Genomic DNA, 13,607 nt, shown 5'->3' on the forward strand with positions numbered 1-13,607 from the left:
GCCGATCTCACTGCGTCAGCCTGAGCGAGCCGAGCCCCGTGCCGATCGTCGAGAAGGCGAGGTTGAGGCTCGCCGCATCGGTCGCCGCGAAATAATGATCCTTGTTGGTCGCGCAATTCTTCAACAGCGTCAGGCCCTGATCGTCGATCGGATCGCTCGGGATCGAGAAGCCGATGGTGAAGATCTCTATGCCCGCCGCCTTGGCGTTGGCGCAGGCCTCGAGCGTCAGCTCGTCCTGCATCTCACGCGATTTGTCGTGATAGTTCGACCAGCTGCCGGAAGCGGCGTTGAGAGCGGTCTGATAATCGACCTTATCCCCAGCGGAGCCGTCGGGGAAACGCTTGTTCTTCGCGCCATTGTAGCTGTAGTAGCCCGCCGCCTCATAGTCGGAGCCGGTGACGGTTCCCGGCGCGCTCGCCCAATTGTTGAAGCCGTCGGTCATGAACACGATGACCTTGTGATTATTGGGCGAGGAATAGGGGCGTCCGCTGGCGAAAGGCTGGCTGGGCGATATCGTGCGCCAGCCCCACATGAAACCTTCGTGAAGATTGGTGTTGCCATTGGCGACGAGGTTGCTGATCTTCGACGTCACGGTGGACTGCGTCGAGGTCAACTGCATGATGGTCTGCGTCGAATAATCCGGGCAATAGCTGTTCGGCCCATCGCCGCCTCCCGCGGCGGCTGTCACCTTATATTTGCAGACATGCGTGAGCTCGTTCCAGTCGCCGCTGGCCACATCCGAGCAGGTGGTGGTGGTCGTCGTCGTCTTCTTGCCCTTGCCCTTGCTGGTGGTGGTTCGCGTCGTCGTCGTCACCGAGCCGTCGTCGTCGATATAATCGTTGTCATATCCCGCATCCGGCTCATCGGGCGCGAGATAGGGAACGAAGAGCGTCTCTGGATCCGAAGGATTGGGCGTCGTGTCGAAGACGTTCAGCGGGTAGACCGGCTGCTCGAAGCATCCGCCCCAATCCCAATACGAACTGATCGCCTTGAGCTTGGTGAAGATATCGAAGCGGCTGCTGAATCCTGCAGCCGTGGCCGCCGTCTGGCCGCCGAAGGCGATCCAATGCTGAGAATTGGCCCCTTTCTTGTCGACCCAGGCGACATTGCGCGTCGAGGGGCTCGTCGGATCGACGGCGACGACCGCCGCGGCGAAGGGGGTGATGGCGAATTTCACCCGGTTCGGCGCCTTGGTGAACATTGTGTTGACGAAGCTGGTCGCGGCCGTTTGCAGCGCTTGAATCTTCGTCGTGCCACTGGTGCTGCGAGTCATCGAGCCGGAATTGTCCAGCACAAGCGATATCTCGTAAGTATCGGTCGGGCTGACGCCGCCTTGCAGCGCGGCGCAGGACGTCACCTGCGTCGACATGGAGGCCTGCCCGGTGATGTGCATGATGGTGGTCGCGACCTGCGCCTGCGCCGAGATGCAGAGCGACAGCCGATCGGTGGCGATGGACGCCGACGTCACCGTCGCCGTGGCGTTGCGATAATTGGTGGTGAGATAGACCTGCGCCTGGCTGCGCGCCTGCTGATCGGTCGTGGTGCTGACGATGCCCTTGGCGACCGCCAGCACGGCCGCATCCGCCGCCTGCTGCAGCGAGCCGCGCGCCGCGGCGATGCGTCCATAATCGATGCCGGCGCCGATCATCATGACCACCGGCACGAAGGTCAGACCAAGTATGATGGCGACATTGCCGCGCCGATCTCGCGCGAAGGACAGCGCCGACCGCCCCGACGTCCATGTTGGCCGCATTTGAAACTCTCGAGGTTCATGTGGAAATCAGATTGGTTACGCTTACGGCAAATTTCTCATCCGGCTCTAAACCGATCCGAACGATTGCAATTGATGTTCGATAACCTCGAGAAAGCGTAAACGGAGCAGAATGGACCGCGGCGGCGCCTCGAGACGCTGTCGGCGACGCGGAGCCCTTTGGAGTGTATATGACGACTTGCCGGCGCCGGCCGCCCGGACAATTCCGCGGCCTTCGAGATCCGCTTTGACGAAGAAAAACCGCGAGCTCGTCTCGCCTCCCGCCGCCCTTCCCTCCCGCGAGGATATTCTCGCCTTCATCGCGCGTGAGCGCGAGGCGATGAGCCGCGCCGGCAATGCGGGAAAAATCGGCAAGCGCGAGATCGCGCGCGCTTTCGGCGTCAAAGGCGCCGACCGAATCGGGCTCAAGCGCATATTGGCGGAGCTGGAAGCCGAGGGCGCGGTGGAGCGGCGCGGCAAGAGGCTGGCCAAGCCGGGCGCGCTTCCCGCCGTGGTGCTGGCCGACATAGTGGGCCGCGACCGCGACGGCGAGCTGATCGCCGCGCCGGCGGAATGGGATTCCGACGAGCTCGGCGCGCCGCCGCGCATCCGCATCTCCGCGCCGCGCCGGCCGAGGCCCGGCGAGCCGCTGCCCGGCGTCGGCGACCGCGCTCTGGTGCGCGCCGAGCCGGACCGCGACGCCGGCCCGAATGATCCGCCCTACGCCGGGCGTGTGGTGAAGCTCTTGTCCAAGGCGCGGGCGCGCATTGTCGGCGTGCTGCGCGTCGCCGCCAATGGCGTGGCGCATATCGAGCCCGTCGAGAAGAAGCAGGCCGGCCGCGAGGTGGTCATAGCGGCCGAGGACCGCGGCGAGGCCAAGGACGGCGATCTCGTCTCCGTCGATCTCATCGGCAAGACGCGGCTGGGCGCGCCGCGCGCCCGCGTGCGCGAGACGCTCGGCTCGCTCGCCACCGAGAAGGCGATCAGCATGATCGCTCTACGCGTCCATGGCGTTCCCGACGAGTTCCGCGCCGAGGCCGTGGCCGAGGCCGCCGCCGCTCTGCCCGCGCGGCTCGAGGCGCATCGCGAGGATTGGCGCGAGCTGCCGCTCGTCACCATCGATCCGCCCGACGCCAAGGACCATGACGACGCCGTCTTCGCCGAGCCGGACACCGCGTCCGACAATCCGGGCGGGCACATCGTCACCGTCGCCATCGCCGATGTCGCTTACTATGTCCGCCCGCATTCGGCGCTCGACAAGGATGCGCTGGAGCGCGGCAATTCGGTCTATTTCCCGGATCGCGTCGTGCCCATGCTGCCCGAGCGCATCTCCAACGACCTCTGCTCGCTGAAGCCGAACGAGGATCGGCCGGCGCTCGCCGTGCGCATGCGCATCAGCGACAAGGGCCATAAGCTGGCCCATTCCTTCCATCGCGTGATGATGCGCTCCAAGGCCAAGCTCAATTACGCGCAGGCGCAGGAGGCGCTCGACGGACGCCCGGACGAGATATGCGCGCCGCTGATGGAACGCGTGCTGGAGCCGCTGTTTCGCGCCTATAAATCAGCAGATCAGGCGCGCGAATTGCGCGCGCCGCTGGAGCTGGAGCTGCCCGAGCGCAAAATCCTGCTCAAAGCGGACGGCACGGTCGATCGAATCGTCGTGCCGCCGCGCCTCTCGACGCACCGCTTGATCGAGGAATTCATGATTCTCGCCAATGTGGCGGCGGCGGAAGTCCTCGAGGAGAACCGGCAGCAGCTCATCTATCGCGCCCATGACGAGCCCTCGCGCGAGAAGGTGGCGGCGCTCTCCGAGTTTCTCGCGACGATCGGCGTGAAGCTCGCCAAGGGCCAGGTGCTGCGGCCCTCGCATTTCAACGTCATCCTCGCGCGCGTGCGCGGCAAGGAGCATGAGAATATCGTCAATGAGATCATTCTGCGCACGCAGGCGCAGGCCGAATATACGCATGAGAATTACGGCCATTTCGGCCTCAATCTGCGCCGCTACGCGCATTTCACCTCGCCCATTCGCCGTTATGCCGATCTCGTCGTGCATCGCGCGCTCATTCGCGCGCTGGGCTTCGGCCCCGGCGCCATGCCCGAAATCTCCGCCGGCGAGCTGGCGGAGATCGCCGCGCGCATCTCCGGCGCCGAGCGGCGCGCCATGGCGGCGGAGCGCGAGACCATCGATCGTCTCATCGCCGCCCATCTCGCCGAGCAGATCGGCGCGCGCTTTCCGGCGCGCATTTCCGGCGTGACGCGCGCCGGACTCTTCGTGCGGCTTCTCGACACGGGCGCGGACGGATTCATTCCGGCGGCGACGCTGGGACGCGAATATTTCCGCTATGACGAGGCCGGCCATGCGCTGACCAGCGGCTCGGGCGAGAGCTTTCGTTTAGGCGACATCATAGAGGCGCGGCTGGTCGAGGCGACGCCGATCGCCGGCGCCCTGCGCTTCGAGGTGGCCAGCGGCTCGCGCCGCGGAGCGCCGATGAAGAGCGGCCGCCTCTCGGGCCGCGGCCGCGTCGAGCGCGCGAAGCAGAAGCGCCGCAAATGAGCCAGCGGGCGCGGTAGAGAAAGTTTCGCCTCGAGCGCGGTCGTGAGCCGATAGCGCCCGATATCTCATGCGCAGGACCGGCCGCAGCGGCCGGTCGCATCTTCGGGGATGCGCATGAGGTGGAAGGCTCTCGTCGCTATTCTCTTGGCCCTCGTCTGCGCGGGCGGCGTCGCCGCGCAGACGGCCGCGCGTTCCGTGAAAGTCGCGGCGGTGGATTTCATTCCCGCCTGGGGCTCGCTCGACGCCAATATTCGTCGTCTCGCCGATGCGGCGGAGGAGGTCGCGCGGCAGGGCGTCGGCTTCGCGGTTTTCCCCGAGACCGCGGTCAGCGGCTATTTGTTCAGCGATCCCTCGCAGATCGCGCCCTATCTCGACACCATCCCCGGCGACACGACGAAAGCGCTGCTTCCCGTGCTGGCGAGAACGGGACTCTATATGAGCGTCGGCATCGCAGAACGCGACGCCGAGACCGGCCTCGCCTATAACGCCGCCGTGCTGCTGGGGCCGCAGGGCATAATCGGCAAATATCGCAAGAACGGGCTCAATCCGCAGGATCAGAAAGTCTTCGCGCCCGGCGATACGGGCGTTCCCGTCTTCGACACGCCGATCGGCCGCATCGCGCTTCTGATCTGCTATGACGACACTTATTGGCAATATGCGCGGCTCGCGGCGCTGCGGGGCGCGCAGATCATCGCCTGGCATTCCGTCTCCGATCGCGTGATGCCGGGAACGCCCGCCGCGCAATCCAAGGGCGATCACTCGACCGTCGCCAACGTCCAATATATGAGCGCGCAGAACGGCGTCTTCGTCATCGCGGCTACCCGCAGCGGCGTCGAGACCAACCCGATCACCGGCGGCCAGCTCTATTACAATGGCGGCTCGAGCATTTGGTCGCCGCAAGGCCATAAGCTCGCGCAAGCGCCCGTCGTTCCGCCGCAAGAGCTGCTGCCCGGGCTTCACGGCGTCTACGCAACAGAGATAACGCCCGCCGACGCCGACGCGCCCCGCGCCGAGCGGCTCGCTCTGCGGCGGCCGCAGCTCTACGCGCCCTGGCTGGCGCTGCACCGCAGCCCCGTCGACGCCAACGCCACAAAGACGCGGCGCAAGGCGGCGCTGGTCGCCGCGCAATGGCCGGAGGGGCCGTCGCTGATGGAGCGGACCAAGCCGCCGAAAGGGGCGCTGACGGTTCTCCCCGAGCTGTCCGCTCTTCCTTCTGGCCTCGCGCCCGAAGAGATAAAATCCCGCGCCGAAGAACGAGACGGCCCGTTCGAGCGCGCTCTTGGCGCCCTCGCCCGCGCGCGCAAAGCCTATGTGGCGGGGAGCTATCCCGAGCGCGCCGGCGAGCGCGTCTTTCATACGGTCGCGCTCGCCGGACCGGACGGCGCCATTCTCGGCCGCTACCGCGCGACACATCCGGACGCAGCGCGCAGCTGGGCGACGCCGGGCGACGAGATCGCCGTCATAGAGACGCCGCTCGGCCGCATCGGCCTCGCCACGGCGGAGGAGCTGGCGACGCCGGAGCTGGGCGCGCTCTACGCCGTCCAGCGGACAGACATTCTCGCCGCCCCGGCCGGCGCGCCCTCGCCGCTGAAGGTCGAGATCGATTCGGCGCTGTTCGGCGTCGCCGACCCGCCGACCAGCCGCGCGGATTTCTTCCCCTATGCCTCCGCGAAGCAGAATCAGCTGTGGCTGGTGAGCGGCGGCCGCCGCGCCGGCGACGCCACGGCCGCAGGAATCTACGGGCCGGAGCCCGTCGTCTCCACGCCGACGCTCACCGCCGCGCCGGGCGCTGCGGATGTGCGCCATCAGACGGAGATTCCGGCGGTCGGGACCTGGATCGATCAAAGCCAGCTGATCGCCGGCGAGCAGGCGCAATGGTTCGTCCCGCTCACGCAGCGGCAGGACAGCGCCTGCCTGAGACGCTGGCGCGCGGGCGGCAACTGTCCGGGGCGGTGATTATTCCGAAAGCCATCCGAAGCGCCCATCGATGAAGAAAATGTGATGGACGCCCTGTCCGAACAGGCGCGCCGGACCGACGCCGACACGCCCCTGCACGGTTTCGACGAACACCATCCGATCATCATCCGACTCGGCGCAATGCATATAGAATCCGGCGCCATGCTCGATGGTCTCGCCAGCGGCCGTCGTCGAATAGCAGCGACTCGCCCAAAGAAGGGCGGGAATGGCGCCGCCGGAATCGGCGCGCCCGATCCCGACCAGCGCGTCGAAGGTTCGGAAGAGCTTGTCCAGCGCTTCGGTCGAAATCAAAATGTCGGGCATTTGCGTCTCCGACGCCGAAATTATCGCCGAATATGAACCGAAATGCCCCATAACGAGTGAATTTGGCGAGATCGCGCGCCGCCGCCCGCCTTGACAAAGGCGCCCGCGTCCTTATGGTGCCGGCCAATTCGCCGCCGGGTTCGTGAGGATCGGGACCGGAGCGAGAGTGTCCCCTCACAAGTTCAGGACTGACGGCAATGGCCAAATCCGCCATGATCAAGATCAAGCTTCTGTCGACGGCCGACACGGGCACCTTCTATGTGACGAAGAAGAACGCCCGCACCAAGACCGAGAAGCTCGTGTTCAAGAAATATGATCCCGTCGTGCGCAAGCATGTCGAGTTCAAGGAAACCAAGATCAAGTGAGGCGAGGCGGGCCAGCCCGCCTCTTCCGCCGCCGGCGACGCGCCGGACCGGCATTCGCCGCCCTCGGACGCCTTCGCAACCAAAGGCGCCTGAAACGAAACGAGCCCGGAAGCGGATTTCTCCGTTCCGGGCTCGTTTCGTTTCAGGCGGAGAGAAGATTATTCCTCGATCGTCACGCCTGCCGGCTGCGGCCGCCTTCGTTTCCCCCGAAACGAAGGCGGCCGACTGGCGCTGGCTTTAAGGAGGCCACTCCAACCAACGCCAGCCGACCAACCCCACGGACCCAGGAGATGCGGCGGACCTGAGCACTCCGCAGGGTATTCGAAGTTGTCTGCCGATACGCATCCAACGCAAAAGCACGCCTTGGGTTCTTTATTCTTCTTACCCCGACGCTGCCTGACGCGCACCACGTTTTGGCATGGCTGAGGTTAGCTCAGCTGCATAAAAATGCAACCATCTGGCAAGATTTTCTACAAGTTTCGAAATACGCAGCTAAAAACAGCCGCTTACGAAAGAATCCCCATGTCGTCGAACCGTCACCGAGCGACGCGTGAGCGGAGTTTTCCACGACGCCTTTGCTCGGGATCGAGCTTTGTGGCAAACCCACCCGGCCGGGGGCCTTCCAAAGCCGGGCCATCCGCCGCCAAGCAAGAGCGCCGTCAGCGGCGCGGGAGGAAAATCGATGAAGCTTCGAGGTCTCGGATTGGCGCTGGCCGGCGCGGCGGCGTTGGCGCTCGCCGCCTGCAATGGCGTCCGCGAGCCCAATGACGCCGTCGGCGCCAAGGTGCTGCGCAATCTGCTCTCCAAGCAGGGCGTCAGCGGCAAGCTGATCTCTTTCAAAAAGATCGACGGACGGGCGCTGAAGACGCCGAACGCCGAAGCCTATGAGCTGTGGTACGAGGCCGAGGTGCAGTTCCCGGAGGCCTATGAGGCCGATTGCGCGGATCGCAGCCGCTGCGCCTATCTCGGCCTCACTCAGAGCCAGAGCTTTCAGAAGGGCGAGGTGCTGAAGGCCGAGGGCACGCTGCATTTCGTGCGCGCCGAAAAGGGCTGGGTCGCCGAGGACCAGAACGCCTATTGAGCCGTCCGCGCGAGCGGCGGCGCGACCGCGAGGAGAGCCGCCCCTCATGATGGCCCGTCCGCTCGTCGTCATCCCCGCCCGAATGGGTTCCTCCCGCCTGCCGGGCAAGGCGCTGGCGCCGATCGCCGGCCGGCCGATGATCCTCCATGTCCTGCGGAAGGCGCTCGCCGCCGCCATCGGCCCGGTCGCGGTGGCGACGGACTCGGAGGAGATCGCACGCATCGTCTCCGCGGCCGGCGGGCGCGCGGTTATGACCGCCGAAGACCATGCCTGCGGCAGCGACCGCATCGGCGAGGCGCTCGCCGGGCTCGATCCGGCGGGCGCGCATGACGTCATCGTCAATCTGCAGGGTGACCAGCCCGACATTGATCCGGCGGCGCTGGCGGCCGCGCTGGCGCCGCTGGCGGACCCTTCGGTCGATATCGCAACGCTCGCGGCTCCGGCCGCGGCTGGCGAGCGCGACGACCCCAATGTCGTCAAGCTGATCGGCGCCGAGATCGCGCCGCGGCGGATGCGCGCGCTCTATTTCACGCGCGCCCCGGCGCCGCATGGCGAGGGGCCGGACTATCATCATATCGGCGTCTACGCTTTTCGCCGGGCGGCGCTGGCTCGCTTCATCGCCTTGCCGCCCTCCCCGCTCGAGCTGCGCGAGCGGCTGGAGCAGCTGAGGGCGCTCGAGGCCGGCATGCGCATCGACGCCATGATTCTGGACAAAGCCGCCCGTGGGGTGGATACCAGCGCCGATCTGCAACGACTGCGCGCGGCGCAGGACAAAGACGAACGGAGCCGTCGATGAGCGAGCGGCCGAAAATCGCCTATCAGGGCGAGCCCGGCGCCAATTCCGACATCGCCTGCCGGGACGCCTATCCCGACTGCGAGCCCCTGCCCTGCGCCAGCTTCGAGGACGCTTTCGCGGCGGTGACCGAAGGCGTCGCGGCGCTGGGCATGATCCCGATCGAGAATTCGATCGCCGGCCGCGTGGCGGATATTCATCATTTCCTGCCCAACGCCGGGCTGTACATCATCGGCGAATATTTTCTGCCGATCCATTTTCAGCTGATGGCGCCGCGCGGCGCGACGCGCGAGACGCTGCGCGGCGTCTACAGCCATGTGCATGCGCTCGGCCAGTGCCGCAGGATCATTCGCGAGCTCGGCCTCACCGCCCATACGGCGGGCGACACCGCCGGGGCCGCGCGGGAAGTCGCCGAATGGAACGACAAGAGCAAAGCCGCTCTCGCGCCGCGCCTCGCCGCGGACATATATGGGCTCGACATTCTCGCCGAGAATGTCGAGGACGCCGCGCATAACACGACGCGCTTCGTCATTCTGTCCAAAACCGCGAAATGGGCGGCGCCGGGCAATGGCCCGACGATGACGAGCTTCGTCTTCCGCGTGCGCAATGTTCCGGCGGCGCTCTACAAGGCGCTCGGCGGCTTCGCCACCAATGGCGTGAACATGACCAAGCTCGAGAGCTATATGGTCGACGGCGAGTTCGCGGCGACGCGCTTCCTCGCCGATGTCGACGGCCATCCCGAGGAGCCGCCGCTCGCCCGCGCGCTCGACGAGCTACGCTTCTTCTCCAAGGAGCTGGAGATCATCGGCGTCTATCCGGCGCATCGGTTCCGCCTCGAGAACAAGCGTCCTTTCGAGTATGGCGATTAGCGACGCGCGATTTCAGCCGGCCCTCTCCCCGCGAGCGTGGAGAAGGAGAAGCCGCACGGCTCATCCTGAAAGCCGTAGGACAGCAGGACATTTTCAGACGGGAGAAGCCCTATGGCCGCAGCCTATGACAATGACAATGTGTTCGCCAAAATCCTGCGCGGAGAAATCCCGGCGCATAAGGTCTATGAGGACGATGTGGCGCTCGCGATCATGGACATCATGCCGCGCGCTGAGGGCCATGTGCTGGTGATCCCCAAGGTTCCCGCGCGCAATCTGCTGGACATCGACTCTGCAACGCTCGCGGCGCTCATTCCGCGCGTTCAGCATGTCGCCAAGGCGGCCAAGGAGGCCTTCGGCGCCGATGGCCTCACCTTGCAGCAGTTCAACGAGAGCGCCGGCGGACAGGTGATCTTCCACCTGCATTTCCATATTCTGCCGCGCTTCGAGGGCGTCGCGCTGCGCCCGCCGGGAACCATGGCCGATGGCGAGAAGCTGAAGGCGCAGGCGGAGAAGATCAGAGCCGCGCTCGGCCCGTTTCCGGCCTGAGCCGCGTCACCCCAGAACCAGCGCGGCGAAGCGCCGGCTCGCCGCATGGGCGAAGCGCTCGACCGGCGCGAAGAGCATGGCCGCGACGATCGAGAGCAGGATCGTCGCCGCCGAGATCGCCAGAGCGAGCGGCAGCGTGAGCCTGTCGCCGATAAGCGTGATCGCCGCGGAACTCGCCGTCACGATCACCACATAATGGACGAGATAGAGCGAAAAAGAGATTTTCGCGAGAAAGCGCGAGACGGCGCTTTCGGCGAGGAAGCGCGACGGCCCGCGCCAGCGCAGCGCCAGAGCGACGATCGCCACGGCGAGGATGACGTGGACATGGGACACGGCGCCGGCCGTCATCGTCCAGCAGGCGAGCGCATAGAGCGCCGCGGCCGCGATTATTTTTACCGGCGACGAATCGAGCAGAGCCAGCCGCCCGGGCGCCGGCGCGGTGAGCGCGCCGGTAAGCTTCGCCTTGCCGATCAGCGCGCCGAAAAGAAAAGCCGCCAGATAGGGAAACAGCAGCATCAGGAATGACGCGCCGATGGCGATCGAGCGCTCCGGCCGCTTCATGGACGGATAGCAGGCGAGCAGCAGGAACAGCGCCAGCGAACCGACCATCTCCCAAGGCATCGTCCAGAGAAAGGGCAGCACCGGCCCCCATTCGGAGGGCTTGGTGTAGACATTGCCGAGCGACCATTTCAACGCCTGAGCGAAGCTCAGCCCGGTCTCGCCGGCGATGGCGGTGAGGCCCGGCGTGAATTGCGCGGCCTCGCCGAGCCGCGCCAGACCGAGGCGCTCCGCGACGACGAGCAGGAGCACGGTCGCGACGATCGGCGTCGTCAGGCGGATATAGCGGCGCAGCGCCGCCGAGAGAATATAGTCGCCGCCGCCGCCCGAGAAAAAGGGCGCGCTGAGCGCAGCGCCGGAGACGACGAAGAAGACGCTGACGTCGAGCGGGCCGTCGATGAGCCCCGCCGTCCAGCCATTGCGCAATATGGGGAAATTCTCGCCGAAGGTCTGCCAGATGGAATGGAACAGCAGAACGGAGAAAGCCGCCCAGCCGCGCAAGCCATCGAGTTCCCGCAGGCGCAGACGCGTCGATTGCGCGCGAGATTGCGCGGATGAGCGATAGGCGAGACTGTCGCCGGCGCTCTGGAGAATATCCGTCATGGATCAAATTCCAACGCTGTTGCGTTCGATCCGGCAGGTTAGAGACGGCCCCTTCGGCCAGCAATGACTTTGCCGTTTCGTGTATGAAGTTTTTCTACAATGTGTTTAACAGCGAAGGCGTGGCGACAATGCGGCGACGCTTCAGGCGCGCCCGAAGAGCTTGCGCAGCTCTGTCTTGGCCTTTTCCAATATGCGGCGGCGCTCCGCCGGCAGGCCGCGGCCGGCGCGATTGATGTAGAAGGTCAGCATGGACATTGCGGAGCGGAAGGGCGCGCTCTTGCGGCGCGCGCTCTTTTCCGCCGAGCGCTTCAGCGAGCGCGCGATGGCGCGGGGATCGTCCTGCGTGAAGACGTCGGGCTCGAGGTCCAGCGCATTGCTCTTGCGCCCGACCTCGGCCGACCAATAGGCTGGCTTGCTTTTCTCGCCGCTCAGGCGGCGCGCGCGCTCTGGCAATGGTGGCCGCCGGGCTGGGAGACGCCGCGCAATGTCGCGCCGCTGAGGCCGGCGTCGCGATCCATGGCGAGATCGGCGAGCGAGACGATGCCGACGAGGCGCTTGCCGCGGTCGAGCACCGGCAGCCGACGCAGCTGCTGCTCCGCCATGTTCTGCGCGACATCCTCGACGTCGTGATCCTCATAGCAATAGCGAACGTCTCTGGTCATGACGTCGCGTATCTTCGTCTCCGCGCTTTTGCCGGCCGCGATGGCGCGCAAGGCGATGTCGCGATCGCTGATCATGCCGACGAGACGATCGTTCTCGCCGACCGGCAACAGGCCGATGTCGAGATCGGCCATTCGTTTGGCGGCGTCGCGGATCGTCTGATCGGGCTCGACGAGACAGACCTCGCGCGTCATGATGTCCTTGATCTTCATCGTTCGACTCCGTCTTTTCCCTGGAAACTTGCGGGGCCGGCGAAGGTTCCGCGCTCAGCGCGCGAGCAGCGCGACCGCGAGGCCGCAGGCGAGCGCGAGCGCGGAAGCGGCCATGACGCGAAAGCCGAGGCCGGCGCCGCCGATCCACCATGTCAGCGCCGCCTTGGAGAGCGTGTTGACGGCGACGGCGAGGCCGATCGACGCCGCAGCGATATCGAGCGCGAGCGTCGCGCGATCGAGCCGCGCGACGGACAAAGTTATGGCGTCGACATCGACGACGCCGGAGATCGCCGCGACAGCCAGCGCGCCGGCCCCGCCCGCCATTCGGGTGGCGAGACGCGCCAGTATCGCGACGACTGTGAGCAGCGCGCCGAATTGGAGCACCGCGCCGAGATCGAGAGGGTTCTGCGACGCATGGCTCACATCGCTCGAAGAGGCGACGGCGCGGCGCATGAAGAAGAGCGCGAAGGCGAGCATGACGACGCCGCCCGCTGCGAAAGGCGGCGCGAGAACGCCGAGAAGCTCGATGTCGATCAGCGCGACGACGGCCAGCACGCGCAGCGCCATTGTGGCGTTGGCGAAAAGAGCGCCGGCGGCGAAGAGCGGCGCCGCATCCCGCTGCGCGCGCGAGAGGCGCGCCAACGTCATCGTCGTCGCGGTGGAGGAGACGAGGCCGCCGGCGATTCCCGTCAGCGCCACGCCGCCGGCGCCGCCGGCCGCCTTCATCGCCACATAGCCGAGGAAGTTGATGACCGCGATCAGCACGGTCAGCAGCCAGATCTCATGCGGATTGACCGTCTTCCACGGATCGACGACGCGGTCCGGCAGCAGCGGCAGCAGAATGACCGTCATGGCGGCGAGCGTCAGGCCGGAGCGCAGCTCCACCCAGCTGAGGCGCCGCAACCAGCCATGGCTCGCGGATTTCAGCGCCAGCAGCCCCGCCGTGACGACGCCCGCCGCCGCCGCGGCCTCGACATCGCCGACGACGGCGAAGGCGCCGAGCGCGAAGGCCAGCATGGCGGCGACGACCGTGGTCGCGCCGAAGGTCTCGTCATGGACGATCTCGCGATAGCGAAACAGCATGATCGCGCCGGCGAAAGCTATGAAGGCGAGGCCGAGCGAGACGGCGCCGCCTATGCCGGTCTGATTGCAGATGGCGCCCCAGACGGCGCCGAGCAGAGCCGCCAGCGCATGTGTGCGAAAGCCCGCGGCGCGCTCGCCCTCCTCGTCCTGGCGCGCCTGCCAGCCGCGCTCGAGGCCGATCAAAAGGCCGATCGCCAGCGCCACCGTCAGGCGGCGGAACAATTCTGTCGTCTCCATGCGCCGGCCTTCCCGA

13 protein-coding genes are annotated in these 13,607 nt (G+C 66.4%); 7 read left to right on the forward strand and 6 right to left on the reverse strand.

What is annotated here, in order from left to right; all coding sequences use genetic code 11:
• Positions 1–7: 7 nt before the first annotated feature.
• On the reverse strand, positions 8–1,753 hold the full coding sequence (locus K369_RS10375) for a TadE/TadG family type IV pilus assembly protein (RefSeq protein WP_036290939.1): 1,746 nt from the start codon (positions 1,751–1,753) through the stop codon (positions 8–10).
• A gap of 244 nt (positions 1,754–1,997) precedes the next feature.
• On the opposite strand from K369_RS10375, the gene rnr reads away from it, so the two are divergent.
• Together rnr and K369_RS10385 are read left to right on the forward strand one after the other, a co-directional pair.
• On the forward strand, positions 1,998–4,304 hold the full coding sequence (gene rnr / locus K369_RS10380; RefSeq protein WP_036290942.1) for a ribonuclease R: 2,307 nt from the start codon (positions 1,998–2,000) through the stop codon (positions 4,302–4,304).
• Positions 4,305–4,418: 114 nt separating this feature from the next.
• Complete coding sequence (locus K369_RS10385) at positions 4,419–6,260, forward strand: nitrilase-related carbon-nitrogen hydrolase (protein WP_245278169.1); 1,842 nt, start codon at positions 4,419–4,421, stop codon at positions 6,258–6,260.
• Here K369_RS10385 and K369_RS10390 read toward each other — a convergent pair whose 3' ends face one another.
• The gene (locus tag K369_RS10390) at positions 6,261–6,584 is read right to left on the reverse strand and encodes a hypothetical protein (protein ID WP_156967844.1); all 324 of its coding nucleotides are present in this window, start codon (positions 6,582–6,584) and stop codon (positions 6,261–6,263) included.
• 197 nt (positions 6,585–6,781) lie between these two features.
• Between K369_RS10390 and rpmG the strand changes: the two genes are divergently transcribed.
• From rpmG to K369_RS10415, 5 genes are all read left to right on the forward strand, one after another.
• Positions 6,782–6,949, forward strand: a complete 168-nt coding sequence (gene rpmG / locus K369_RS10395) for a 50S ribosomal protein L33 (RefSeq protein ID WP_003612885.1) — start codon at positions 6,782–6,784, stop codon at positions 6,947–6,949.
• A 682-nt stretch (positions 6,950–7,631) separates the two neighbouring features.
• Positions 7,632–8,030: a hypothetical protein gene (locus tag K369_RS10400; protein ID WP_036290949.1), complete on the forward strand. Its 399-nt coding sequence runs from the start codon at positions 7,632–7,634 to the stop codon at positions 8,028–8,030.
• A gap of 49 nt (positions 8,031–8,079) precedes the next feature.
• Positions 8,080–8,826, forward strand: coding sequence for a 3-deoxy-manno-octulosonate cytidylyltransferase (locus tag K369_RS10405; RefSeq protein ID WP_036294793.1), 747 nt, complete (start codon positions 8,080–8,082; stop codon positions 8,824–8,826).
• A complete protein-coding gene (locus tag K369_RS10410; RefSeq protein ID WP_036290951.1) occupies positions 8,823–9,692 on the forward strand; it encodes a prephenate dehydratase in 870 nt (289 codons plus the stop codon). Before K369_RS10405 ends, K369_RS10410 begins: the two co-directional genes overlap by 4 nt.
• A 111-nt stretch (positions 9,693–9,803) precedes the next feature.
• Positions 9,804–10,238 carry an HIT family protein gene (locus K369_RS10415; RefSeq protein WP_036290953.1) on the forward strand — a complete coding sequence of 145 codons (435 nt, stop codon included), beginning with the start codon at positions 9,804–9,806 and terminating at the stop codon, positions 10,236–10,238.
• 6 nt (positions 10,239–10,244) lie between these two features.
• Here K369_RS10415 and K369_RS10420 read toward each other — a convergent pair whose 3' ends face one another.
• The 4 genes from K369_RS10420 to K369_RS10435 all read right to left on the reverse strand — a co-directional run bounded on the left by K369_RS10420 (position 10,245) and on the right by K369_RS10435 (position 13,591).
• Positions 10,245–11,399 carry an acyltransferase gene (locus K369_RS10420; protein ID WP_036290955.1) on the reverse strand — a complete coding sequence of 385 codons (1,155 nt, stop codon included), beginning with the start codon at positions 11,397–11,399 and terminating at the stop codon, positions 10,245–10,247.
• Positions 11,400–11,540: 141 nt separating this feature from the next.
• Entirely contained in the window at positions 11,541–11,852 is a 312-nt protein-coding gene (locus tag K369_RS10425; protein WP_051949200.1) for a DUF3175 domain-containing protein, read from the reverse strand.
• A complete protein-coding gene (locus tag K369_RS10430; RefSeq protein WP_018265485.1) occupies positions 11,828–12,271 on the reverse strand; it encodes a CBS domain-containing protein in 444 nt (147 codons plus the stop codon). Before K369_RS10430 ends, K369_RS10425 begins: the two co-directional genes overlap by 25 nt.
• 54 nt (positions 12,272–12,325) lie before the next feature.
• Complete coding sequence (locus K369_RS10435) at positions 12,326–13,591, reverse strand: MgtC/SapB family protein (RefSeq protein ID WP_036290957.1); 1,266 nt, start codon at positions 13,589–13,591, stop codon at positions 12,326–12,328.
• Positions 13,592–13,607: the final 16 nt, after the last annotated feature.

It is taken from the genome of Methylosinus sp. PW1, assembly GCF_000745215.1.
Taxonomy (GTDB): domain Bacteria; phylum Pseudomonadota; class Alphaproteobacteria; order Rhizobiales; family Beijerinckiaceae; genus Methylosinus.

Bases quoted from the DNA above. Each gene is read 5' to 3' on its own strand.
- K369_RS10385 (WP_245278169.1), top strand. From the start codon at position 4,419: ATGAGGTGGAAGGCTCTCGTCGCTATTCTCTTGGCCCTCGTCTGCGCG.
- K369_RS10400 (WP_036290949.1), top strand. From the start codon at position 7,632: ATGAAGCTTCGAGGTCTCGGATTGGCGCTGGCCGGCGCGGCGGCGTTG.
- K369_RS10415 (WP_036290953.1), top strand. From the start codon at position 9,804: ATGGCCGCAGCCTATGACAATGACAATGTGTTCGCCAAAATCCTGCGC.
- K369_RS10375 (WP_036290939.1), bottom strand. From the start codon at position 1,753: ATGCGGCCAACATGGACGTCGGGGCGGTCGGCGCTGTCCTTCGCGCGA.
- rpmG (WP_003612885.1), top strand. From the start codon at position 6,782: ATGGCCAAATCCGCCATGATCAAGATCAAGCTTCTGTCGACGGCCGAC.
- K369_RS10410 (WP_036290951.1), top strand. From the start codon at position 8,823: ATGAGCGAGCGGCCGAAAATCGCCTATCAGGGCGAGCCCGGCGCCAAT.
- K369_RS10405 (WP_036294793.1), top strand. From the start codon at position 8,080: ATGGCCCGTCCGCTCGTCGTCATCCCCGCCCGAATGGGTTCCTCCCGC.
- K369_RS10430 (WP_018265485.1), bottom strand. From the start codon at position 12,271: ATGAAGATCAAGGACATCATGACGCGCGAGGTCTGTCTCGTCGAGCCC.
- K369_RS10420 (WP_036290955.1), bottom strand. From the start codon at position 11,399: ATGACGGATATTCTCCAGAGCGCCGGCGACAGTCTCGCCTATCGCTCA.
- K369_RS10390 (WP_156967844.1), bottom strand. From the start codon at position 6,584: ATGCCCGACATTTTGATTTCGACCGAAGCGCTGGACAAGCTCTTCCGA.
- K369_RS10435 (WP_036290957.1), bottom strand. From the start codon at position 13,591: ATGGAGACGACAGAATTGTTCCGCCGCCTGACGGTGGCGCTGGCGATC.